Annotated in this window: 13 protein-coding genes; 7 read left to right on the top strand and 6 right to left on the bottom strand. The window is 72.8% G+C overall.

The window, feature by feature from the left end; all coding sequences use genetic code 11:
• Positions 1-26 precede the first annotated feature (26 nt).
• The gene (gene prfB / locus IH80_RS0122230; protein WP_030962748.1) at positions 27-1,136 is read right to left on the bottom strand and encodes a peptide chain release factor 2; all 1,110 of its coding nucleotides are present in this window, start codon (positions 1,134-1,136) and stop codon (positions 27-29) included.
• A 313-nt stretch (positions 1,137-1,449) separates the two neighbouring features.
• Between prfB and IH80_RS0122225 the strand changes: the two genes are divergently transcribed.
• Positions 1,450-2,451, top strand: coding sequence for an isopenicillin N synthase family dioxygenase (locus IH80_RS0122225; RefSeq protein ID WP_030962747.1), 1,002 nt, complete (start codon positions 1,450-1,452; stop codon positions 2,449-2,451).
• Positions 2,452-2,556: 105 nt separating this feature from the next.
• On the opposite strand, the gene IH80_RS0122220 is transcribed toward IH80_RS0122225, so the two are convergent.
• Both IH80_RS0122220 and IH80_RS0122215 read right to left on the bottom strand, forming a co-directional pair.
• Positions 2,557-3,807 carry a serine/threonine-protein kinase gene (locus tag IH80_RS0122220; RefSeq protein ID WP_030962745.1) on the bottom strand — a complete coding sequence of 417 codons (1,251 nt, stop codon included), beginning with the start codon at positions 3,805-3,807 and terminating at the stop codon, positions 2,557-2,559.
• 159 nt (positions 3,808-3,966) lie between these two features.
• Positions 3,967-5,727: a serine/threonine-protein kinase gene (locus IH80_RS0122215; protein ID WP_030962743.1), complete on the bottom strand. Its 1,761-nt coding sequence runs from the start codon at positions 5,725-5,727 to the stop codon at positions 3,967-3,969.
• 436 nt (positions 5,728-6,163) lie between these two features.
• Between IH80_RS0122215 and IH80_RS0122205 the strand changes: the two genes are divergently transcribed.
• The 5 genes from IH80_RS0122205 to IH80_RS0122185 all read left to right on the top strand — a co-directional run bounded on the left by IH80_RS0122205 (position 6,164) and on the right by IH80_RS0122185 (position 15,312).
• Positions 6,164-9,202, top strand: a complete 3,039-nt coding sequence (locus tag IH80_RS0122205) for an FHA domain-containing protein (protein ID WP_030962742.1) — start codon at positions 6,164-6,166, stop codon at positions 9,200-9,202.
• Positions 9,203-9,308: 106 nt separating this feature from the next.
• A complete protein-coding gene (locus IH80_RS0122200) occupies positions 9,309-10,667 on the top strand; it encodes an ABC transporter substrate-binding protein (RefSeq protein WP_051809750.1) in 1,359 nt (452 codons plus the stop codon).
• Positions 10,668-10,671: 4 nt separating this feature from the next.
• The gene (locus IH80_RS0122195; RefSeq protein WP_051809748.1) at positions 10,672-11,988 is read left to right on the top strand and encodes a carbohydrate ABC transporter permease; all 1,317 of its coding nucleotides are present in this window, start codon (positions 10,672-10,674) and stop codon (positions 11,986-11,988) included.
• Positions 11,985-12,911 carry a carbohydrate ABC transporter permease gene (locus IH80_RS0122190; RefSeq protein WP_030962738.1) on the top strand — a complete coding sequence of 309 codons (927 nt, stop codon included), beginning with the start codon at positions 11,985-11,987 and terminating at the stop codon, positions 12,909-12,911. The genes IH80_RS0122195 and IH80_RS0122190 overlap by 4 nt, the downstream gene beginning before the upstream one ends.
• Before the next feature lie 133 nt (positions 12,912-13,044).
• Complete coding sequence (locus IH80_RS0122185; RefSeq protein WP_030962737.1) at positions 13,045-15,312, top strand: bifunctional glycosyltransferase/CDP-glycerol:glycerophosphate glycerophosphotransferase; 2,268 nt, start codon at positions 13,045-13,047, stop codon at positions 15,310-15,312.
• Positions 15,313-17,125: 1,813 nt separating this feature from the next.
• Here IH80_RS0122185 and IH80_RS0122165 read toward each other — a convergent pair.
• The gene (locus tag IH80_RS0122165) at positions 17,126-21,235 is read right to left on the bottom strand and encodes a trypsin-like peptidase domain-containing protein (protein ID WP_037880778.1); all 4,110 of its coding nucleotides are present in this window, start codon (positions 21,233-21,235) and stop codon (positions 17,126-17,128) included.
• 37 nt (positions 21,236-21,272) lie between these two features.
• Positions 21,273-21,662, bottom strand: coding sequence for a CU044_2847 family protein (locus IH80_RS42575; RefSeq protein WP_234432340.1), 390 nt, complete (start codon positions 21,660-21,662; stop codon positions 21,273-21,275).
• A 233-nt stretch (positions 21,663-21,895) separates the two neighbouring features.
• On the opposite strand from IH80_RS42575, the gene IH80_RS0122155 reads away from it, so the two are divergent.
• Complete coding sequence (locus tag IH80_RS0122155) at positions 21,896-22,138, top strand: hypothetical protein (protein WP_158943578.1); 243 nt, start codon at positions 21,896-21,898, stop codon at positions 22,136-22,138.
• A gap of 141 nt (positions 22,139-22,279) precedes the next feature.
• Here IH80_RS0122155 and IH80_RS44885 read toward each other — a convergent pair whose 3' ends face one another.
• Positions 22,280-22,450 carry a hypothetical protein gene (locus tag IH80_RS44885; RefSeq protein ID WP_158943576.1) on the bottom strand — a complete coding sequence of 57 codons (171 nt, stop codon included), beginning with the start codon at positions 22,448-22,450 and terminating at the stop codon, positions 22,280-22,282.
• Positions 22,451-22,795: the final 345 nt, after the last annotated feature.

Raw genomic sequence — 22,795 nt, 5'->3', positions numbered from 1 at the left:
GTCCTGTGCGTGCGCGCGTGCGCGCCTTACGCGGTCTGCTCCTGCTGCTTGCGCCAGCGGATTCCGGCCTCAAGGAAGCCGTCGATCTCGCCGTCGAGGACCGCCTGCGGGTTGCCGACCTCGAACTCCGTGCGCAGGTCCTTGACCATCTGGTACGGGTGCAGGACGTAGGAGCGCATCTGGTTGCCCCAGGAGCTGCCGCCGTCCTTGAGGGCGTCCATCCTGGCCTGCTCCTCCTGGCGCCGCCGCTCCAGCAGCTTGGCCTGGAGGACGTTCATGGCGCTGGCCTTGTTCTGGATCTGCGAGCGCTCGTTCTGGCAGGAGACGACGATGCCGGTCGGGATGTGCGTGATGCGCACGGCCGAGTCGGTCGTGTTCACGCCCTGGCCGCCGGGGCCGGAGGCGCGGTACACGTCGACGCGCAGCTCGGACTCGTCGATCTCGACGTGGTCGCTGGTCTCGACGACCGGGAGGACCTCGACGCCGGCGAAGGAGGTCTGGCGGCGGCCCTGGTTGTCGAAGGGCGAGATGCGCACCAGGCGGTGGGTGCCCTGCTCGACGGAGAGGGTGCCGTAGGCGTACGGGGCCTTGACGACGAAGGTGGTCGACTTGATGCCGGCCTCTTCCGCGTACGAGGTCTCGTAGATCTCCGTGGAGTAGCCGTGGCGCTCGGCCCAGCGCAGGTACATGCGCTGGAGGCGCTCGGCGAAGTCGGAGGCGTCGACGCCGCCGGCCTCGGCACGGATGTTGACCAGGGCCTCGCGCTCGGCGTACTCGCCGGAGAGCAGGGTCCGGACCTCCATCTCGTCCAGCGCCTTGCGCACGGACGCCAGCTCGGTCTCGGCCTCGGCGAGGGTGTCCGCGTCGTCCATCTCCTGGGCGAGCTCGAACAGCACCCCGAGGTCGTCGATGCGCCCGCGCAGGGTCTCGGCCTTCCGGACCTCTGCCTGGAGGTGCGAAAGCTTGCTCGTGATCTTCTGGGCGGCTTCCGGGTCGTCCCACAGGGACGGCGCGGCGGCCTGCTCCTCGAGCACGGCGATATCTGCCCTCAGCTTGTCGAGGTCCAGGACGGCCTCGATCGACCCCATGGTCGAGGAGAGGGACTTCAGCTCTTCGGAAACATCGACGACTGCCACGGGTCCAGCGTAGCCGGTCCGCGGGCAAGCCCGTCCGGGCAGGCCGGATCACCCGTTCTGATGAAGGCTCGCACGGGCGTACGCTCACCGTATGACCGTTCACCTCGTCAAGCGCCGCCATGTGGACTTCATGCGCGTCACGACGACGAGTTGTCTGCCGCCGGACCGAACCCAAGCCTGATCCACACCGATCCGACTTGGTCCTGTACGCGAGCCAAGCGGCCCCGGCGCCACCCCTGCCGGCGGCCCCACCCCACCCGCACCCCTCCACCTCTGGGGAACAGGACCCCGTGACATCCGAAACGGAGCCGTCATGCCGTCCGCGCACTCTCTCCCCGTCCTGGACCTCTCCCAGGCCGACGACCCGGCCCAGCGGGCCGAATTCCTGAAGAAGCTGCACGCAGCAGCCAGGGACACCGGTTTCCTGCACCTGACCGGGCACGGCGTCACCGCCGCCGAGAGCGCCCGCATCCTGGAGGTCACCCGGGCCTTCTTCGCCCTCCCGGAGGCCGACCGGCTCGCCGTGAGCAACCTGAACTCCCCGCACTTCCGCGGCTACACCCGCATCGGCCACGAACTGACCGGCGGCGCCTCCGACTGGCGCGACCAGCTGGACGTGGGCGCGGAGCGCCCGGCGCCGGAGGTGGGCCCCGGCGACCCGCCGTACCTGTGGCTGGAGGGCCCGAACCAGTGGCCGGCCGCCCTCCCCGAGCTCCGTACGGTGGTCCTCGACTGGCAGTCCCGCCTGGCGGCCGTGGCGCACCGCCTCCTGCAGGAGCTGCTGGTCTCGATCGGCGCCCCGGCCGACTTCTTCGACGAGGCCTTCGCCGACCGCCCCCACCTGCACACCAAGCTGATCCGCTACCCGGGGTCGGCCCCCTCCGGGGCCGACCAGGGGGTCGGGGCGCACAAGGACTACGGCTTCCTCACGCTGCTGCTGCAGGACTCGGTGGGCGGCCTCCAGGTGGTCCGGGACGGCGGCTACGTGGACGTGCCGCCGATGCCGGGGGCCTTCGTGGTGAACCTGGGCGAACTGCTGGAGATCGCGACCGAGGGCTACCTGACGGCGACCGACCACCGGGTGGTCAGCCCGCCCGGTGCGGTGGAGCGGTTCTCGGTGCCGTTCTTCTACAACCCGCGGCTGGACGCCGTGATCGACACCGTCCCGGGCGACTACCTGCGCTCGGCCCCCGGGGTCGCGCACGACGCGTCGAACCCGCTGCACGCCGAGTACGGCCGCAACGAGCTGAAGGGCTGGGTCCGCGCCCACCCGGCCGTCGCGCGGCGCTGGCACCCGGAACTGGCCGCGGCCTAGCCCCTCCCGGGCCGGGCTGGTTCCAGACCGGCCCCGGAGTCGAGGACCGGGGTTTCGGGGCGCGGGGGTTCGGGGGCAGGGCCCCCGACCGCGGCGACGCCACGGCTACGGGTGGCGGGGGCCCGACTGCTTGTTGTCCTGCCGGGGCTCCGGCTCGTCGCCCCCGGACAGGGCCAGCCAGCTGCCCAGGCCGACCGCGGCGGCCAGGGCCACCGCCACCGCGGACAGGGTCAGCCGCCGCTTGCGGGCGGCCTCGGCGCGGTGCCGGGCCGAGCCGGGCCGGTGCCCGCCGGCCGGGCGCGGCACGCGGGCCGTGCCCAGCGCCCCGCCCGCCAGCTCGTCCGGCCCCGGCACCCGCATCGAGGTGTGGGTGTCCCGGTTGGAGTCGGTCGCCGACCCCGGCACCAGGGGGACCACGCTCCGCCGTCGCACCGGATCGGCGGAGGGCTCCTCCGGGGCGGCGGGTTCCGGCTCCGCGTCGTCGGGCTCGTCCACGTCCAGCGGCGGCATCCCGGCCAGCATCGGCAGCAGGTCGCGCAGCCGGACCGACAGCTCGGAGGCCCGCAGCCGCGAGGCCGGGGCCTTGGCCAGGCACTGCACGACGAGCTGCCACAGCTCGTCCGGGATCCCGGGCAGCGGGACGACCGTCTCGGTGACGTGCCGCCGCAGGACCGCGCCCGGGTGGCCCCCGCCGAAGGGCGTGAATCCGGCCAGCAGCTCGTACAGGACGGTGGCCAGGGCGTATATGTCGACGGCCGCGCGCGGGGGCAGGCCCTCGACGATCTCCGGCGCCAGGTAGTCCGGGGTGCCGATGATGCGCGTCGTCGGTGCGGTGGCACGGCCCGCGGGGGCCCGCCGGGGGGAGTCGATCAGCTTGGCAACGCCGAAGTCGGTCAGCAGGGCGGGGTGCGAACCGCCCGGGCCGAGCGGGCCCTGCATGTCCAGCAGGACGTTCTCCGGCTTGACGTCGCGGTGGACGACCCCGGCCGCGTGCGCCGCGGCCAGCGCGTCGGCCACGTCCGCGACGATCGCCACGGCCGCCTCGGGCGCCAGCCTGCGCTCGCGGTCGAGCCGCGTGCGCAGGTCCGTGCCGCGGACGAGGTCCATGACGAGGGCGAGGTCGTTGCCGTCCACGACGAGGTCGCGGACGGAGACGACGTGCGGATGGTCCAGGCCGAGCAGGGCGCTGCGCTCCTGGACGAAGCGTCCGACCAGTTCCTGGTCGGACGCGAGGTCCTCGCGCAGGAGTTTGACGGCGACGGGCCCGTCGGGCCCCTCGCCCAGCCACACCGTGCCCGCGCTGCCGCGCCCCAGGATCTGGTGCGCGGTGTACCGGCTGCCGATCTTCCGTGCCACGACTGCTCCCTCAGTGGCTGGCGTACGCCCCAAAGCTACGCGGCCCGGCGGGCTCCGGAGGCCAGCAGGGGGCCCGATTCGCGACGACCTTCGCTTCTGGGGGCGAAATCACGCCCTGGATGTCGACAAATCCACGAAGTCGTCGCTACGGACCCCGTCTCAGGGGTTGGCGGGGCCGGAGGAGCCCGAGCTCGCCGAGTCCCCGATCGTGGTGACCCAGTCGACGACTCCGGAGCCCCAGGCCCAGACCTGGTCCCACCATCCCTTGCCGGTGCCGACCCATTCCTGGAGCGGGGTGAGCTCCCAGATCAGCCAGCCCGCCACGAAGAACACCAGGATCAGCACCAGGCAGCCCTTGAGGCAGCCGAGGCCGGGGATCCGCACGGGGTTGGCGCTGCGGCGGCGCGGCTCGCGCGGCTCCCGGGGGGCCGGCGGCTGCGGCGGGGCCTGCTGGGGCTGCTGCGGCTGGCGGTACTGGGGCTGTTGCGGCTGCTGGTACTGCTGGGGCTGGCGCTGCTGCGGCTGGTAGTGCTGCGGCGGCGGGGGCGGGGGCGCGTACTGCTGCTGCGGAGGCTGCTGCGGCTGGCGGTACTGCGGCTGCTGGGGCTGCTGGTACTGCTGCTGCGGCGGTCCCTGCCGGTACTGCGGAGGCTGCTGGGGCCGGTGCTGCGGCGGCGGGGGCGCCTGGCGCTGCGGGCGGCGGCGCAGCGGGTCGTCCTCCGGGTCGAGGTACTGGATCTGCGTCTGCTCGTTGCGGTCCCGGGCGGCCCGCATCTGGGTCTGCCACGGGTGCGGCGCGTCCGGCTGCTGCACGGGCGGCATGACCGAGGTCGGGTCGGCCCCGGCCCCCGCGGTGCTCGGCAGCACCGAGGTGGCGTCGGCCGCGCCGACCGGCGGCATGACGCTGGTCATCGCGTTCGGGTCGTAGGCGCCCGCCGGGGAGCCCGCTCCGGACGGCAGCACCTGGGTGGGGTCCGCGGCGCCGGGTGTCTCGGGGACCGGGGCGGGCGAGGGGTCGGGCGCGAGGAGGGCGCCCACGCCGAGCGCGGCTTCCACGTCGGCGGCCGAGGAGTGCACGCCGATGCCGGCGGCCACCACGCGCAGGGCGCGGGCCAGGCTCAGCGCGCTGGGCCGCTCGTTCGGCTCCTTGCGCAGGCAGCGCTCGACGACCGTCCAGAGCGGCTCGGGCACGGTCGAGGGGCGCTGCGGCTCCTCGCTGAGGTGGCGGTGGAGCACTTCGAGCGCGGTGCCCCCGGCGAACGGCGGGCGGCCGGTGAGCAGCTCGTAGAGGAGGATGCCGGCGCCGTAGATGTCGACGGCGGAGGTCTGGGGCCGGCCCTCGGCGGACTCGGGGGCGACGTAGGCCGGAGTGCCGACGAACTCGTGGGTGCGGGTCAGCCCCGGCGAGTCGGCGAGGCGGGCGATGCCGAAGTCGGTCAGCATCGGCTTCATCTGGCCGCCGCGCTCGTCGAGGAGCACGTTGGCGGGCTTCAGGTCGCGGTGCACGACGCCGTCGGCGTGGCTCGCGGCGAGCGCGTCGGCGATCTGGGCGGTCAGCAGGCTCGCGGCGACCGGCGTGAAGGGGCCGTTCTCGCGCAGGTACCGGTGCAGGTCCGGACCGTCGATCAGGTCCATGACCAGGGCGAGCAGGTCGCCCTCGACGACGAGGTCGCGGGTGCGCACGATGTTGGAGTGCGTCAGGCGCAGCAGGACCGAGCGCTCGCGCAGGAAGCGCATGACGATGTCCGCGTCCTGGGCCAGCTCCTCCTTGAGGACCTTGATGGCCACGGTCTCGCCGGGCTGTCCCGCGACGGCCGCCTCCGCACCGGCGGTCTCCCTCTGGCGGGCGCGCCAGACGGTACCCGTGGCGCCGCGCCCGAGCGGCTCCTCGAGCAGGTATTTACTGCCGACTGGCCGCACGTCTCGCGCTCCCCTGCTGTCGTCTGCTGTGGTCGATCCGTCGAGTGGTTTTTCCGGCCCACTCTAGGGGGTGTCCCCCGGGAAGACGCGGGTCCCCGGAGGTTGGTTGCCGCACGTATGTACGGAGGGTGACGTTTTCGGGGTATGCCGGAGGCGATTTTCACCTTGTTTCCCCCGCTCGCGGTCCGGATTGGACCGGGCCCCGGCGCACCCCGCCACAGATCAAGATCATTTCTTGCCGGGTGCCGGGCGTGTTGTCCGCGACAGGTGCGAGGATGCACCCGTACGGAACGGCACGGGACGGGAGCCGCGCCTTCCGGGCAGACCTGACCGGACGACGCGTCCGTGCCGGGCGGGGGCGATCGGGCAGTCATGTCACGGGGTCCCCTGCCGGGCGCACACACCGCGCACCGCGCAGAAGGGACCGCTGACGGCGATGCAGATCCGGCTGACCGTCCTCGGGTCGCGCAGCGGCCACCAGGCCGCGACCGCCCCGGCGAGCTGTGACGTGCTCGTCACCGCGCCCGTCGGTACCGCGCTGGCCGCGGTCGCCTCCGGGCTCGCGGCCACCGTCGGCGGCCCCGACACCGGGGGCACGGTCGTGCTGTACGCGGGCTCCGAGCGCCTCGACCTCCAGCGGCGGGTGCTGGGCGAGCCGCCGCTGGTGGACGGCGCGGTGCTGGCGCTCCACGCGCCGATGCCGGACGTGCTGCCCGAGGACGGTCTCGGCGCACCCCAGCTGCACGTCGTGGCCGGACCCGACGCGGGCGGGGTGCACCTGCTGCACGGCGGGCAGATCCGGGTGGGCCGGTCCGGCGACGCCGACGTCCCGCTGGACGACCCCGACGTCTCCCGGATGCACTGCGCGGTGACGGTGGTCCACGACGGCCGGGTCGCGGTGGCCGATCTGAACTCGACGAACGGCACCACCCTCGACGGCTCCCCGGTCGGGGCCCAGCCGGTCGCCCTGCCCCCGGGGGCCCTGCTGCGGGTCGGCGAGTCCACCCTGCGGCTGGCGCCCGCGGGCACGCCCTCGCTGCCGGTGACCCCGGACCAGGAGGGCCACCTGGCCCTCGCCGCACCCGCCGCCGACGGCCCCGCGGGTGCCTTCCCCGACGCCCCCGGCACGGCGGCGGGCGCCCGCGGCCCGGCCGGCCCCGGGGCGTACGCCCCGCCCGCGCCGGCCGCCGCCCCCGGCACGGCGGCGGGCGCCTCCGACACGCCCGCGGGGGCCGCCCGGCCCTCCGCAGGGGCCGGCGTGGCCCACCCGGAACCCCCCGGCCCCTCCGGCGCCCCCGACGCGGCCGGACCGGACGGTGCCGGGCCCGGCTCCGGCCGCCGCAAGGGCCTCGGTGCGTGGGCCCGCAAGTGGGTGCGCGGCGAGGACGCCGTGGAGGCCCTGCCGGAGACCGTGGTCACCGCCGCCGCACCCCACCCCGACGACCCGGCCGCGCTGCTGCTGGCCGCGATGGGGCCCACCGGGCGCCTGTGGTCCCGTACGTCCGGGCGGGCCGGCCGTGACGCGCTGCTGGAGGTCGGGCTCGGCGCCGGGAGCCGGGTGTCCCTGCCCGCCGTCGGCGCCCTCGGCATCGCCGGCCCGCGGCCCCGGCTGTCCGGGGCCGCCCGCTGGGTGGTCGCCCAGCTCGCAGGGCTGCACGCACCCGGACAGCTGGAGATCGTGCTCGTCAGCGCCGACCGGGCCCGTCCGCTCGCCGACCGGCGGCGCGACTGGGGCTGGCTGGGCTGGCTGCCCCACGTTCGGCCCGCGCACGGCCAGGACTGCCGCCTGCTCCTCGCCTACGACCGCGACCAGGCCGCCGCCCGCACGGCCGAGCTGACCCGGCGCCTCGACGACGGCCCGCTCGGCGCGCACTGGGCGAGCGCCCCCGCCGAACAGGTCCGCGAGGCGGCCGACGCCCACTCGGGCCCGTACACGCTCCTCGTCCTGGACGGCGACCCCGGCACCGGCGCGCTGCGCGACATCACCGGCCGGCTCGCCTCGCACGGCCCCGCCGCCGGGATCCACGTCCTGGCGCTCGCCGAGGCCCCGGCCGCCACCCCCGCCTCCCCCGTCTCCGACACCTACGAGACCGCCTGTGCGGCCGTCCCGGCCTTCCGGGACTGCGGTGCCGTCGCCCTCCTCAGCGGGGACGTGGCCACGGCCGTACGGACCTTCGAGGTCCGGGGCGGCCGGCCGGTCCCCTCCGGCGCCACGGCCGTCTCCGACGCCGTCTCCACGGCCTGGGCCGAGCGGTTCGCCCGCGCGCTGGCGCCCCTGCGGCCCACCGACGGCAGTGCCGGCGGGCCGAGCCGTCCCACGGCCGCCACCCTGCCGGCCACGGCCCGGCTGCTGGACGAGCTGGGTCTGGCCCGGGCCACTCCGGCCTCCCTGATGGCCCGCTGGGCGGCCGCCACCGACCAGGGGCAGGGCCAGGGCGGCCTGGCCGAGATCGTGCTGGGCAGCGGACGGCGCGGCCCCGTCGGCACCGAGCTGGTCCACGACGGCCCGCACCTGATCGTCGAGGGACCCGCCGGGAGCGGGCGGACCGAGCTGCTGCGGTCGGTGGCCGCGTCGCTGTCCGCGGGCGCCCGGCCCGACCGGCTCGGGCTGGTCCTCCTCGACGGGGCCGGCGGCGAGCGCGGCGACGGACTGCTGCCCTGCACCGAGCTCCCCCACGTCTCCGCCCACCTGGTCGCCTCCGATCCGCTGCGCATGCGGGAGTTCGCGCAGGCGCTGGGCGCGGAGCTCAAGCGGCGCGCCGAGCTGCTGGACGGCGTGCCCTTCGCCGAGTGGCACGCCCAGCGCGAGGTGTCCGGCCGGATGGTGGCGCCCCGCCGGCCCGCCCCGGGCGAGGTCCGCGGCGACGGCGGCCCGGCCGCCGGCCGGCCCGGCCAGGGCGAGCCCGTACGGACGGGGACGCTCCGGCTGCGCGCCGCGGCCACCCGTACGGATCCGGTCGGCCCGAGCCCGCTGCCCCGCCTGGTGGTGCTGGTGGACGACCTCGACGCGCTGGTCGCGCCCGGGCTGGGCAGTGCCGGCCGCCCCGCCGCCGGTTCGGTGGTCCGGGCGCTGGAGGCGGTGGCCCGGGACGGCGCCCGGCTCGGCGTGCACCTGGTGGCGAGCACCTCCCGCCCGGACCGCACGGCCGACACCGGTCCGGCCCGGATGGCGGCCCTGCGGGTGGAGCTGGAGGCGCCGGACCAGCCGGGGCCCGGCCGCGGCGTGCTGCGCTTCGCGGACGGCCGTACGGTCCCGTTCCAGGCCGGCCGGGTCACCGGGCGGATCCCCCGGACGGCGACCCTGCGGCCGACGGTGGTCCCCGTGGAGTGGGAGCGGATGGGCGATCCGCCGGCCCGCAGGCCGGTGCGCGAGCTGGGCAACGGACCGACCGACCTCGCGCTGCTGGCGAGCGCCCTGGACCGGGCCGCGCACCTGGTCTCGGCGATACCCGTGCTGTTCCCGCCGGCTCCCTGAGTCAGCCCGGCCTCGCGCCCGTCACCACGACGCGGTATTGCGGGGCCGCGCGGGTCGGCGTAGACCTTGTGGTCCGGGACACACCACGGGTATCGGGGGCAGAGCCATGCGCGAGCACGGAACGAGCCGTACGCATCTCAGGTGGGCGGCGCTGGCCGCGGCGGGCGCACTCGCGCTGACCGCGTGCGGCGGCGACGCCGAGAAGGAGCCCCGGCCGCCCCGGGGCGGCACGGCCTCGCCAGGGGTGCAGTTACCGAGGCTGGACGGCGAGAAGCTCCAGGTCGCGGCGGTCTGGACGGGCCCCGAGCAGGAGAACTTCACCAAGGTCCTCAAGGAGTTCGAGAAGCGGACGGGTGCCACCGTCACCTTCGTCCCGGCCCAGGACCCCATCGTCACCTTCCTCGGCACGAAGATCGCCGGCGGGGCCCCGCCGGACGTGGCGCTGCTGCCGCAGGTCGGAGCGCTGGTCTCGGCGGTGCAGAACAAGTGGGCGCAGCCGGTGGGCCCGGAGGCGCAGGCGCAGCTGGACAAGAACTACTCGGCGGGCTGGAAGTCGCTGGGCGCGGTCGGCGGCACCCAGTACGGCGTCTACTACAAGGCCGCCAACAAGTCGCTGATCTGGTACAACGCGAAGGCGTTCGAGGCGGCGGGCGTCACACCGCCGACGACCTGGAAGGAACTGATCACCGCGGCGGACACCCTGTCGGCTTCGGGCACCCCGGCGGTCTCGGTCGCGGGCGCGGACGGCTGGACCCTCACGGACTGGTTCGAGAACATCTACCTCTCCCAGTCGGGCCCGGAGAAGTACGACCGGCTGGCCAAGCACGAGATCAAGTGGACCGACGACAGCGTCAAGCAGGCCCTGACCACGCTCGGCGAGCTGTTCGGACGCAAGGACTTCCTGGCGGGCGGCACGAGCGGGGCGCTGGCCACCGAGTTCCCGAAGTCGGTGACGCAGACCTTCACGGGCGGCGACCGGCCGGCGGCCGCGATGGTCTTCGAGGGCGACTTCGTCGCGGTGAACATCGCGCAGACCGAGGCGAAGATCGGCGAGGACGCCCTCGTCTTCCCCTTCCCGGCGGTCGGCGCGAAGCCGCCGGTGGTCTCGGGCGGTGACGTGGCCGTCGCGCTGAAGCCGTCGAAGGGCGCGCAGGCGCTGCTGACCTTCCTGGCGTCGCCGGACGCGGCCCAGATCCAGGCCCGCGAGGGCGGTTTCCTCTCCCCCAACAAGTCGGTCGACCCGGCGGTCTACCCGAACGACATCCAGCGCGGCATCGCCAGGTCGCTGATCGCCGCGGGCGACGACTTCCGCTTCGACATGTCGGACCAGGCACCCGCGGCCTTCGGCGGTACCCCGGGTGCGGGCGAGTGGAAGGCGCTGCAGGACTTCCTGGCCAACCCCTCCGACGTGGCGGGCACCCAGGCGAAACTGGAGGCGGACGCGGCCAAGGCCTACGGGAACTGATCCCGTGACGGCCTCCGCCGCGCACGGCCCGTCCGCCGAGGCACGGCGCCGCCGCCTGGTGGCGGCGGCGTTCCTCCTGCCGGCCCTCGTGCTGCTCGGCGCGCTCGTCGTGCAGCCGATCGGCTACTCCCTCTACCGCAGCTTCTTCGACCGCTCCGGCGACGTGTTCGTCGGCGGCGACAACTACCGGGAGATCTTCGCCGACGACGGCATCCGCACCGCCCTGACGAACACGGCGGTGTGGGTGGTGCTCGCCCCGGCCACGGCCACCGCACTCGGGCTGATCTTCGCGGTGCTCACCGAACGGGTGCGCTGGGGAACGGCGTTCAAGCTGCTGGTGTTCATGCCGATGGCGATCTCGATGCTGGCGGCGGGCATCATCTTCCGGCTCGTCTACGACCACGACCCCGACCGGGGCGTCGCCAACGCGGTCTGGGTCGGCGTCCACGACACCTTCGCGCAGTCCTCGGCCTTCCCCAAGGCCCGGCCGGGCCGTGACTCGCCGCTGGCGGACGCGGGCGGGGGCGCCTTCGTGACCCGCAAGCCGGTGCGCACCGGGGTTCCCGTGCTGCTCCCGCTCGTGGGCGTGGCCCCGGAGTCGCTGCCCGGGGGGACCCGTACGGCGGGCACCCCGGCGGCCGTGCCGGGGGAGGTCACCGGCACCGTCTGGCAGGACTTCACCCGGGGCGGGGGCGGCGCGACGAACGTCGTCGACCCGAGCGAGCAGGGCTTCGCCGGCATGCGGATCGAGGCGGTCCGGGACGGCCGGGTCGTCGATGCGGCGACGGCCCGGGCCGACGGCACCTTCACCCTGTCCGCGAAGGCCGACGGGGCCCTGCTGCGGCTGCCCGCAGTGAACTTCCGGGAGGCGTACGGCGGGGTCCAGTGGCTCGGCCCGGCGCTCGTCACCCCGGCTGTCATCGGGGCGTACGTGTGGATGTGGGCCGGGTTCGCGATGGTGCTGATCGGGGCCGGGCTGGCGGCCGTACCGCGCGAACTGCTGGAGGCGGCGCGGGTGGACGGGGCGAACGAGTGGCAGGTGTTCCGGCGGATCACCGTCCCGCTGCTGGCTCCCCTGCTGGCGGTCGTGCTCGTCACGCTCGTCATCAACGTCATGAAGATCTTCGACCTGGTCTTCGTGATCGCGCCCGGCGCGGTCCAGGACGACGCGAACGTGCTGGCGCTCCAGCTGTACCGGACGTCCTTCGGCACCGACGCCGATCCGGGACTGGGCAGCGCCATCGCCGTGCTGCTGCTGGTGCTGGTGATTCCGGTGATGCTCGTGAACATCCGCCGTCTGCGGAAGGAGGGGGCCCGATGACCCGTTCCGACGCCGCCACCGACGCCCACGCGGGGCCGGCCCCGCGGCCGGCTGCAGGGGCCGCGCGCCCCGGGGGCGGCCTGGCCGGGCGGGCCGTCAGCCGGCTGGCCGGCGGGGCCGTGCGCGTCTTCCTGGTCGTGGCGGCGCTCTTCTGGCTGCTGCCCACCCTGGGCCTGCTGGTCTCCTCGCTGGTCTCCCCGACCGATCTCAACGACGGCGGCTGGTGGCAGGTGTTCGGCGCGCCCTCGCGGCTGACCGCCGAGAACTACGAGCGGCTGCTGGCCAACGAGACGATCACCTCCTCGCTGCTGAACACGTTCGCGATCGCGGTGCCGGCGACCCTGCTCGTGCTGGCCCTCGGCGCGTTCGCCGGATACGCCTTCGCCTGGCTGGAGTTCCCCGGCCGGGACTGGCTCTTCCTCGTCGTCGTCGGGCTGCTCGTCGTACCCGTGCAGGTGGCGCTGATCCCGGTCTCGGAACTCTTCGGCACCATCGGGCTGTTCGAGACCACGGCGGGCGTGGTGCTCTTCCACACCGCCTTCGGGCTGCCCTTCGCGGTGTTCCTGCTGCGCAACTTCTTCGCGGAGATCCCGCGCGAGCTGCTGGAGGCGGCCCGCCTCGACGGGGCGGGTGAACTGAGGCTGTTCACCCGAGTGGTGCTGCCGCTGGGCGGCCCGGCGATCGCCTCGCTCGGCATCTTCCAGTTCCTGTGGGTGTGGAACGACATGCTCGTGGCGCTGGTCTTCGCGGACTCGGCGCGTCCGCCGATCACGGTCGCCCTCCAGCAGCAGGTTCGGCAGTTCGGGAACAACATCGACGTGCTGGCGCCCGGCGCGTTCCTGTCGATGGTGGTCCCGCTGGTCGTCTTCTTCGCCTTCCAACGGCAGTTCGTCTCGGGGGTGATGGCCGGCGCGGTCAAGTAGCCCGGTCCCGGGCGGCGTCCCGGCCCGACGTGGGGCGTTGACGCTCCGTAACCCGAATGCCACACGCTGCGTAACCCGATCGCCACGCCGGGGGTTCCAGGGCGACATGCCCGCGCCGACCCCTGGATGTCCCGTGCCCCGGTTCAGCGTCATCGTGCCCGCGTACAAGGTCCAGGCCTATCTCGGGGAGAGTCTGGAGTCGGTCCTGACGCAGTCCTGCCCGGACCTGGAACTGATCGCGGTCGACGACGCCTCCCCCGACGCCTGCGGTTCGATCATCGACGAGTACGCGGCCCGCGACCCGCGGGTGACCGCGTTGCACCTCGCGCACCACCTGGGGCTGGGACCGGCCCGGAACGCGGGCCTGGCCCGGGCCACCGGCGACTACCTGATCTTCCTCGACGGCGACGACACCCTCGTCCCGGGCGCCCTGCAGGCGCTCACCGACCGGTTGAAGGCCACCGGCTCCCCCGACGTCCTGATCTACGACTACGCGCGCGTCTACTGGTCCGGGGAAGTGGTGCGCAACCGGCTCTCGCACCGGCTGTCCGAGGAGGGCCCGGCCAGCTTCCGGCTCGCCGACCGCCCGGCCCTGCTCGCGATGCTGATGGTGGTGTGGAACAAGGCGTACCGCCGTGAGTACGTCGAACGCGAGGGCCTCGCGTTCCCGCCGGGACTGTACGAGGACGTCCCCTGGACCTACCCGGCGCTGCTGGCGGCGGAGTCGGTCGCCGTGCTGGACCGGGTCTGCGTCCACTACCGCCAGCGGCGCACCGGATCGATCCTGACCACCTCCACCCCCCGCCACCTGGAGATCTTCGACCAGTACGACCGGGTCTTCGGCTACCTCGCCGGACGCCCCGAGCTGGAGCGCTGGCGCTCCACCCTGCACCGCCGGATGGCCGAGCACTTCTGCGCCGTCCACGCCGACACGCGCCGCCTCCCGCGCGCCAGCCGGGCCGAGTTCTTCGCCCGCGCCTCCGCCCTGCTGCGCCGCCACCGCGCCCCGGGCGCCCGCAGTTCGCTGCCGCTGTCCCTGTCGCGGACCGACCGGATCCGGCACGCCCTGATGCGGCTGGGCGCCCGGCGCTGCTACCGGCTGCTGTCGGAGCTGCGCTCGGCGGGACTGGCGCTGGGCCGGGCCGCCTCGGCGCTGCGGCGGGGCCTGGGGGAGTCCGCGCTGCGGCTGCACTACCGGATCCAGCGGCTGCTTCCGCTGCGCCCGGAGCTCGCGGTCTTCTCCGCGTACTGGCACGGCGGCTACGCCTGCAACCCGGCGGCGATCGAGGCCAAACTGCGGGAACTGGCGCCCGGGATGCGGACGGCGTGGATCTGCGACCCGGCGCACGCGGCGACGCTCCCGCGGGAGACGGTGGCGCTGCGGCCGGGTTCGGCGGCGTACTGGAGCGCCCTGGCCCGGGCGGGATATCTGGTCACGAACGTCAACTTCGACCGTGCGCTGGTCAAGCGGCCCGGCCAGGTCCTGCTGCAGACGCAGCACGGGACCCCGCTCAAGCGGGTCGGCCTCGACCTCCAGGACCGGCCGGCGGCCACCCCCACCACGGACTTCGCGGGGCTGCTGCGCGGCGCCGACCAGTGGGACTACCTGCTCTCCTCGAACCGGCACTCCACGCTGGTCTGGGAGAAGGCCGTCCCGTCCTCCTACACCACCCTCGAGTACGGCTACCCGCGCAACGACGTCTTCCACCGGGCGACCCGTTCGGACGTGGTGGAGCTGCGCGAGCGGCTGGGGATCCCGGCGGGCTCGACGGCGATCCTGTACGCGCCCACCCACCGCGACTACCGCCGCAGCCGGCCCGACCACCTGGACTTCGAGCGGCTCCTGCAGGAGCTGGGCCCGCGCTTCACGGTGCTCGTCCGCACGCACCTGACGTACGCGGACTCCGACCGCCCGTGGGAGCCCCACCCGCGCCTGCTGGACGTCTCCGCCCACCCCTCGGTGGAGGAGCTCTGCCTGGCCTCCGACGCGCTGGTCACGGACTACTCGTCCCTGATGTTCGACTACGCGGCGCTGGACCGGCCGATCGTGATCCACGCGGACGACTGGGAGGCGTACGAGGCGGCCCGGGGCACGTACTTCGACCTGCGGTCGTGCCCGCCGGGCGCGATCGCCCGCACCCAGGACGAGCTGGTGGACATCTTCACCACGGGCCACTGGCAGGGCTCGCGCTCCGCACAGCTGCGCTCGGCCTTCCGCGCCCGCTTCTGCAGTTACGACGACGGCCACGCGGCGGAGCGCGTGGTCCGCCGGGTCTTCCTGGGCCAGGCGACCCCGGTCCCGCCGATCGTCCCCCTGCCGGACCGCCGCCCGGCCCCCTCGGCCCCGGCCCCGGCCCCGGCGCCCGTCCCGGAGCCGACCCTGGCCCACGTCTGGCCGTAGGCCGAGGAATCAGCCGGGCCGTCCCTCGCAGACCACACGGGGCTTCCGGTGCTGTCACCGAGGGCGAACCGCTGCGCCCACAGGACCTCGGCGAACCGCGTCACGGTCGCCCGCTCAGGACCCTCGGGCCCGGCCTGAGGGCAGCTGATCTCGTCGGGCGGAGCCACCGTCTCGACGACGGCCTCGGACGTCCATACGAGCTTCGGCGGCCTCCAGGCGTTCTACCAGGCGCCGGAGGCGGACCAGCTGTTCGCGACGACGAAGCCGGTCTCCGACCTCGGCCTGAAGCTCAGCTCCGACATGTGGAACAGGCACGGCAACGGATCCCGCTCGACCGGGATCCGGCGGGTCTGGACGCGCTGGACGCGAGTTGAGCCCGCCGACCGCCGACGTGCCAGGGCCGCCCTCGTCGGGACTCCGGGGTCGCATCGGCTCCCGGACCGCCACCCGGCCCCGCTGGTGACGGCGCCGGAACCGGCCCTGGCCCACGCCTGGCCGTAGGGCGAGCCTGCCAGGCCGCCGCGAGGAAGCGGCTGTCCGGTTGCGCCATGACCTCGTCGAGCAGAGCCGTCACATCGGCGGGCAGGCGGCTTACGAGGCCCTCGAGTACGTCACGCGCTGGAGCCGCTCGCGACAGGGACCCGTGGGCGCGCCGGGCGGCAAGGTGTCCGTGCCGACGGTCGCGTCGAGGGAGATGTGGCAGGAGGCGGAGCGGCGCGTGCGCGCGGCCGCGGATCACCTGGGCGCGGGCGGACTGAACCAGGGAGCCGGAGATGTCGCCGCGCTCGGCGACCTGATCGTCATCGCTGCGGTCATCTCGCCGCGCATGGTGCGCGACCGGCTAAAGGACGCGGCGTACGAGTTCGAGCGGGCGGCGCGGGCCGCCGGCGACCGGGCGATGGAGGGTGAGGCGAGCAGGCTCTACCGCGAGTCCAACCAGCTCCTCGCGCGGTCCGCTGCGGCGGTCGGCCGCAATGATGCGGTGGCCGCACTGGGCTTTCTGCTGGCCTTGGTGCAAGCGGTTGAGGCAGCTCGCCGTTGGCACGATGCACAGGAGCACCGTGCCCAGGCCGAGGCTTCCGGGAAAGTGGGACGGCTGCTGCGCCAGGTGGACGAGGTCACCGTCGGCGCGGCCGCGGCCCATGAGTACCAACCACGCCCGAAGCGCACCACGACGCGGCTCCCGACCGGACAGCGCCGAGCCGCCGCACCTGGGGAGCGTCTGATGGCCGGCGTGGTCCAGGAGGCCGTTCCTGAGCATGCTCGGGCGGTGCTTGCCGACCCAGCATGGCCAGCGCCGCGCCTTCGCCGGCTACCACGACCGCGCCGCCGCCTTCGACGAGGAGCTGAACCCGCTGTACGGCATCGGCCTGTAGGCGCGGCCGGGACCTTCCCCGGAGGCAGGCAGCTCTCTTCACATCGGCGACGTAGATTCCGCTTATGGCGCGAAGGGGGTAGAGGTCTACACCTGTTGGGGAGATGAAGCCGCACTCTCGTTGCAAACGATGTGATGCACATCACTTTTTCGCAAATGCTGCATATCGTCGTAAACGGTTGTGGCGTACGCCATAACCGTGCGACTCGGACGCCCGATGGGCTCTGGCCGCCGCAAGTGACCCATCGTGCCGGAGTACCGCAAGGACCCAGGAGGTGGAGTGAGCGGCAGCTCAAGTCGCGCGGTTTCCCCCTCCGGTTGGGTGAGATCTTCTGCGAGCACGCGGCGCCGCAGCACGGTGTGGAGCATGTCCTCGGTGACAACCGGTGGCCGGCCACCGTGCTTACCCAAGTGCCCGCGCTTCCATACCTTGGCGTATCAGCCTGATGGGCAGGCGTGCCCATCAGATTGTCCGGACAGGTAGGACGCCCGTTCGTCTGCGGCCAGATCGCGATGGACGGCCTGGCAGATCTTCCGGATCGCTGCCTCGGGATCGGGAAGGACCGCGTTCCACAGCCGCACGGTGGTGTCCCCGCTGCCGCTGGCGAGGGTGTGCCCGTCGGGGCTGAACGCCAGCGACGTCACTGCGTTGGTGTGGCCGGTGAGGGTGGCGCGGGTCTTTCCGGTGTGTACGTCCCACAGCCGAACCGTGAAGTCGTTGCTGCCGGAGGCGACGCTCCGCCCGTCGTGGCTGAAGGCCACGGAATAGACCTTGGCGGTGTGACCCGTCAGGGGAGCCCTTGCCTTGCCGGTAGCGACGTTCCACAGCCGTACTGTCTTGTCGGTGCTGCCGGTGGCGAGGGTGCTCCCGTCGGGGCTGAACGCCACGGATGTCACCGTGTCTGTGTGGCCGGTCAGTGGGGCCCGGGCTGTTCGAGTGGCGACGTCCCACAGCCACACCGTCTTGTCATCGGCGCCGGCGGCGATGGTTTGGCCGTCGGGGCTGAATGCCACGGACCACAAACCGCTGGTGGCGTCCGGCAGAGTGGCGCGGAGCTTTCCGGTGGCCGCGTCCCACAGTCGCACTTTCTTGTCCCCGCCGGCGGTGGCGAGGGTGTTCCCGTCAGGGCTGAACGCCACGGACAAAACTGTGTTGGGGTGACCGGTGAGTTTGGCCCGCATCTTTCCGGTGGTCAGATCCCACAGCCGGGCCGTGTTGTCGATGCTTCCGCTGGCGAGGGTGCGCTTGTCGCGGCTGAACGCCACGGATGTCACCTGGTCGGTGTGGCCGGGCAGTGGGGCCCGGGGTTTCCTGGTGTCCAGGTCCCACAGCCGTACGGTCTTGTCGGCGCCGCCGGTAGCGAGCGTGTCCCCATCGGGACTGAACGCCACGGACATGATGGGATCACTGTGATCACTGAGGGGGGCGCGGGCAGATCCGCTGGTCAGGTCCCACAACCGCGCCGTCGCGTCCACGCTGCCGGTGGCGAGGCTGCTCCCGTCGGGACTGAACGCCACGGATGTCACCTCGTCGGTATGGCCGCTGAGAACGGCACGGGCCTTCCCCGTTTTCGCGTCCCACAACCGGGCCGTCTTGTCCTCGCCCGCCGTGGCGAGGGTGCTGCCGTCGGGGCTGAAGGCCACCGAGACCTCACGCAGGAGTTGGTCGGACAGTGTGACACGGGGCTTCCCGGTGGTCAGGTCCCATAGCTTCGATGTGTAGTCATGGCTGGTGGTGGCGAGGGTTCTGCCATCGGGGCTGAAGGCCACCGAGAACACGGGATCGGTGTGGCCGATGAGCGCGGCGCGCTCTTCTCCCGATTGCAAGTCCCACAAATGCACCATCGTGTCGGCGCTGCCAGCGGCGAAGGCGGTTCCGTCGGGGCTGAAAGCCACCGACGTCACGGTGTAATCGTCGCTGACGGGGAGTTCGGAGATACCTACTTCCTTGATCACGTCCCAGAAGCGCACGGTGGCGTCGTTGCTGCCGGTGGCGAGGGTGCTGCCGTCGGGGCTGAAGGCCAGCGACGTCACGCCCTGGGTGTGGCCGGTGAGGGTGGCGCGGGATTCCTCTGCGTCCAGGTCCCAGAGCCGCACCGTCTTGTCGTCGCTGCCGGTGGCGAGGGTGCGTCCGTCGGGGCTGAACGCCACGGAGGAGACCTTGTCGGTGTGGCCGGGCAGTGTGGCGCGGAGTTTCCGGGTGGACAGGTTCCACAGCCGGACCGTTGTGTCTTGGCCGGCGGTGGCGAGGGTGCGCTTGTCGGGGCTGAATGCCACCGCCGCGACCTCACCCGTATGGCCCGGCAGGCGCTGCTTCAGTGGCAGGGCTGCCGCGTTTTCCAGGCTGGCGTGGGCTTCAGGGGTGGGGCTGGCGCGGTAGGCCCGGATGGCGAGCAGCGAGGCGAGGTCGGGGTTCGTGTCGATGAGGGTGCCGGACTGGGTAGCGAGCTGTCGGGACAGGGCTGCCTGTCGCTCGTCGACGGCTGTCCGCCACTGCCAAAGTGCGCCTGCCGCGGCGAGGAGCGTGAGGACGAGGAAGGACGCGAGGATGGCGTTGAGGCGCCTGCTGCGTCGGATGACGGCCTGCTGCCGCTGCTCGCTGGCCGTGAGGAAGGCTCTGATGTCGCCTGGCAGGCGCCATTCGCGTGACCAGTCGAGCCCTGCGTCGAGCGCTGCTCCGCTGAGGAGCTCTCCCGGGTCGGATGTCGCCGCCCAGAGGGCTCGCCGCTCACGGGTCCGGTTGAACCATTCATGGAAGAGACGATCCTGGGCGACCCATTCGCGCAGAGTGCCCCACTCACGGATGAGTGCGTCGTGGACCAGTTCGGCCACCGGCTCGCCCGGAGGCGCATCGGGTCCTTCAGGAGAGCGCAGTTGGGTGGTGATGATGCGATGGAGGGTCAGGACGCCGATGACGTCGTCGACGTGCCCGTCGGCCGCATCGTCGGGGTCTGCCGCCAGGTCGCGCAGTTCGTCGAGGGGCACCTGGGCACGTACGGCAGGTACGTTGCGGCTGGGATCCTCCGGGTGCACCAAAGAGGTCAGGATGCGCCGCGCGATCGGGTGTTGCTCGGGAGGCATCCCGTTGAGGGCGTTGTCACACCATGTGGTCAGGCTTCCGCTGACAGCTCCGATGCGCCGGTAGGCCTCGTGCGTGAGGTAGCCGTCCTCCCGCCGGGACCACAGTTGGCTCAGTGCCAGCTCCAGCAGGGGCAGCACCGTGACGGGTGCCTGGCGGGCCATGTCAGGGGTCACGGCCAGGACATCCGTGACGATCTGCTCCACCAGACCCGGCTGGAAGCGGAGTCCCACGTCCTGGGCGGGCAAAGTGATGATGTCGGACAGGTCCTGCTGGCTCAGGGTGCCCGGCACATTCAGGAGACCTGGCATTGCGGTGTCCAGAAGCTCGGGGGCCAGAGCCGCCAGCTGTGGGTAGAAGTCGTCCCGCATGATCAGGATCACGCTCAGCCCGACCGGGGAGCCGACGGCCGCGGTGATCTGTTCCATGGAGGCCAGGCCGTCCTGCCGTTGCCCATGGCCAGGCTGGGTGAACAGCTCTTCGAACTGGTCGATGACCAGGAGAACGCGCTCGTAACCATCCTCCGCCGAGAGCCGTCGGCCGGCAGCGGCGGCGATGCCCTGCGTGATCGCCCCGGGGAGTCCGGCGCCCTCGATCTCCGCCAACAGGTTCTGCCGAGGCCGGGCGATGACGGGCAGCCAGCGGTCGCTGCCGGGCAGCTCACCAGCGGCCAGCGCCTGCAGGACGCCGGCCTGGACCAGGGACGACTTGCCCGAGCCGGAGGGGCCGAGCAGCAGTGTCAGCCGCCGTTGCCCGGCCAGGTTCGCAACCACCTGCCGCACCGCGTCTTTCCGACCTTGAAACCATCGGGCATGTTCTGCGGTGAAGGGCTCCAGTGCCCGATAGGGGCACACCTCTTGCACCGCGAGTTCCGGCACGATCTCCCGCAACGTCTGCGTGGCAGTGACGTAGGCGATCCCTTGCCCCCGTCGGTGGCCGTCGGGGGCGGTGATCTCCGTGAGCATGCCGATGACCAGCCCGGTCACCTGGTCCAGGACCGGCGCGCCGCTGAAGCCGGTGGTGAGATCGTTGGCGTCGGTCAACTGCAGATGGATGCCCCGCTGGGGGGAGGGCGGCAGCAGATCGCCGGCTTCACCGAAGCCGAGGTGCCCCGTCTGCGGGGCCTGTGCAGGGAACCCGTATGAGCGCACCCTGTGGCCGCTGCAGCCGGCCGCAGAGCCCAGCGGCAACGGCTTCAGACCGGGAGGGGTGCTGCTCAGGCGGACGACCGCCACGTCCTCGTCCTCCGAGGCACGCCACAACGCTGTCAGGACAAGCCCGTCCACCCGGGGGGCACCCTCCAGGTGGGGGAAGCACAGCTGTACCTGTGTACCGGGCCCTCCTCCGGCAAGCTCGACGACGTGGGCGCAGGTGACCAGCAGTCCGTCGGCGACCAGGAAGCCGGCCCCGGCGACCTTTCCGTCCGGTCCGAGGACCTGTGCCACGGCAGCGGGCAGGCTCCCCGCCATGCCGCCGTCGGGTGTCTTCGCGGTGCCGGTCATCGGATCAGCCTGCCCCTTTGTCTGGATGAGGAGGACGACCCGTGTGGTCCTTCATCTTCCACGACATGATCACTTTGAGGTGGCAACCCGCTTGGCTCTTGGTGATCACCGCCCCGGCCTGGGCGGCGAGGTCGACACCGAACTCGACCGCGATCTCATCGGGACGGGCCTTGCGCAGTTGGTCGAGTGCGGCGCGAGCCGCCTCCGTGACCGGCGCAAGTGCTTCTTGCAGCGTCCTGGGCAGCTCGCCAATGGCCTCGCCGAGGCGGCCGGCCTTCACCGGTCCCTCCAGCACACCTGCTGGTTCCTCGACCAGAATGTAGCCTCCGCCATCCAGCGGAAGTCGGGTCACCGGTGTCAAGACGGCCTCCTTCTGGGTGCTGCGATGCTGCATGCCTTCCCGCAGGTGGCGACAGGCGGTGAGTACACGGTCCCGTTCTGCGCAGGCACCCCGTCCAGCGTCGTCAACAGCGGACGCCGCCGCATCCTCGCGTAGGCCGCATGCATGAGTGGGTCCGCCGGTTCGGTGGACGAACGCGGCCCTGTCAGGGCGTGGGGACCGCCCGCCCGTACCCATGTACGGCCCGCCGTCAAGGTACGCCGCCGGCAGCTCCAGTGACGCGGCGGGTGCGCGCGCGTTCACGGTGCGCGCGCGACACCGAGGCGTTCAACGCCGCCTTCGCCGCCACCGGCACCGAGGAGGCCCCCGCTGCCCGCAGGCGATGGGCCCAGACCCACCTCGACCAGGCCGAGATCTACGACCAGCTGGCCGCGGCCGAGCCGACCGTCGCCGACGACCACCACACCGACGCCGCCAAACAGCGCGCCATCGCCGCCGAGATCACCCGAGACCAGGAGCGGACCCCATGACCCACGAAACCGACCTCGCCGCGGCCAAGGCCACCCGCCGGGCCTGGGTCTGCAGCTGCGGAGCCGACAACCCTCCGTCGTCCGCGGCTGCGAACGGGCCCCGATTGCACAACCGGCGCCCGTATCCGCAGGTCAAGCGCCTCAGAAGAGTGGGAGGAGCCTGTTCCCGACCACGGTCACGGCGAGCGCGCCCACCCCGCTGGCCGCGCCCAGCGTCGCGCGCCAGAGCAGCACCTTGGCCCGCTTCCGGCGCCGCCGCCCGGGTCCGTCCGGGGCGGAGCGCCGGGGGTTGGCCGCAGTAGGATCAGACATCTCGATTCCTTCTCACGCAGGGGTCGATTCCAGAGAGCCACCATCCGACCTTGAGCTTGCCGGCGACGAGGTCCGGTCGGTGGCTCTCTGCGTTCAACTTACCTGTGTTTACCTGGGTGTTCGGGGCGGCTCTATATACTTTTGTGTGTCAAGGCTTGTCAGCACCTGTGATTCGAAGGTGTTGCGCGGATTGGCAAACCGTGACCGGATCACAAGGGGCGGGTGAGTCCTCCGATCCATCGGCGAAAGCCTGTGAACGTGATGCGTGTCACGCGCGTGTGGGGTGGGGCTTCAGGGTGGGGGGCCGCTCGGGTTGATCGTGCGCTCGCTGCCGCGGGGTGGGTG

The sequence above is a fragment of the Streptomyces sp. NRRL S-378 genome (assembly GCF_000720645.1).
Lineage (GTDB): Bacteria > Actinomycetota > Actinomycetes > Streptomycetales > Streptomycetaceae > Streptomyces.
The sequence above is the reverse complement of the archived record's forward strand: the minus strand, read 5'-3'. Positions and strand labels throughout refer to the sequence as shown.

Excerpts from the sequence above, each read along its gene's own strand:
- IH80_RS0122200 (WP_051809750.1), top strand. The coding sequence starts at position 9,309 with ATGCGCGAGCACGGAACGAGCCGTACGCATCTCAGGTGGGCGGCGCTG.
- IH80_RS0122225 (WP_030962747.1), top strand. The coding sequence starts at position 1,450 with ATGCCGTCCGCGCACTCTCTCCCCGTCCTGGACCTCTCCCAGGCCGAC.
- IH80_RS0122165 (WP_037880778.1), bottom strand. The coding sequence starts at position 21,235 with ATGGCGGGGAGCCTGCCCGCTGCCGTGGCACAGGTCCTCGGACCGGAC.
- IH80_RS0122190 (WP_030962738.1), top strand. The coding sequence starts at position 11,985 with ATGACCCGTTCCGACGCCGCCACCGACGCCCACGCGGGGCCGGCCCCG.
- IH80_RS42575 (WP_234432340.1), bottom strand. The coding sequence starts at position 21,662 with ATGCAGCATCGCAGCACCCAGAAGGAGGCCGTCTTGACACCGGTGACC.
- IH80_RS0122205 (WP_030962742.1), top strand. The coding sequence starts at position 6,164 with ATGCAGATCCGGCTGACCGTCCTCGGGTCGCGCAGCGGCCACCAGGCC.
- IH80_RS44885 (WP_158943576.1), bottom strand. The coding sequence starts at position 22,450 with ATGTCTGATCCTACTGCGGCCAACCCCCGGCGCTCCGCCCCGGACGGA.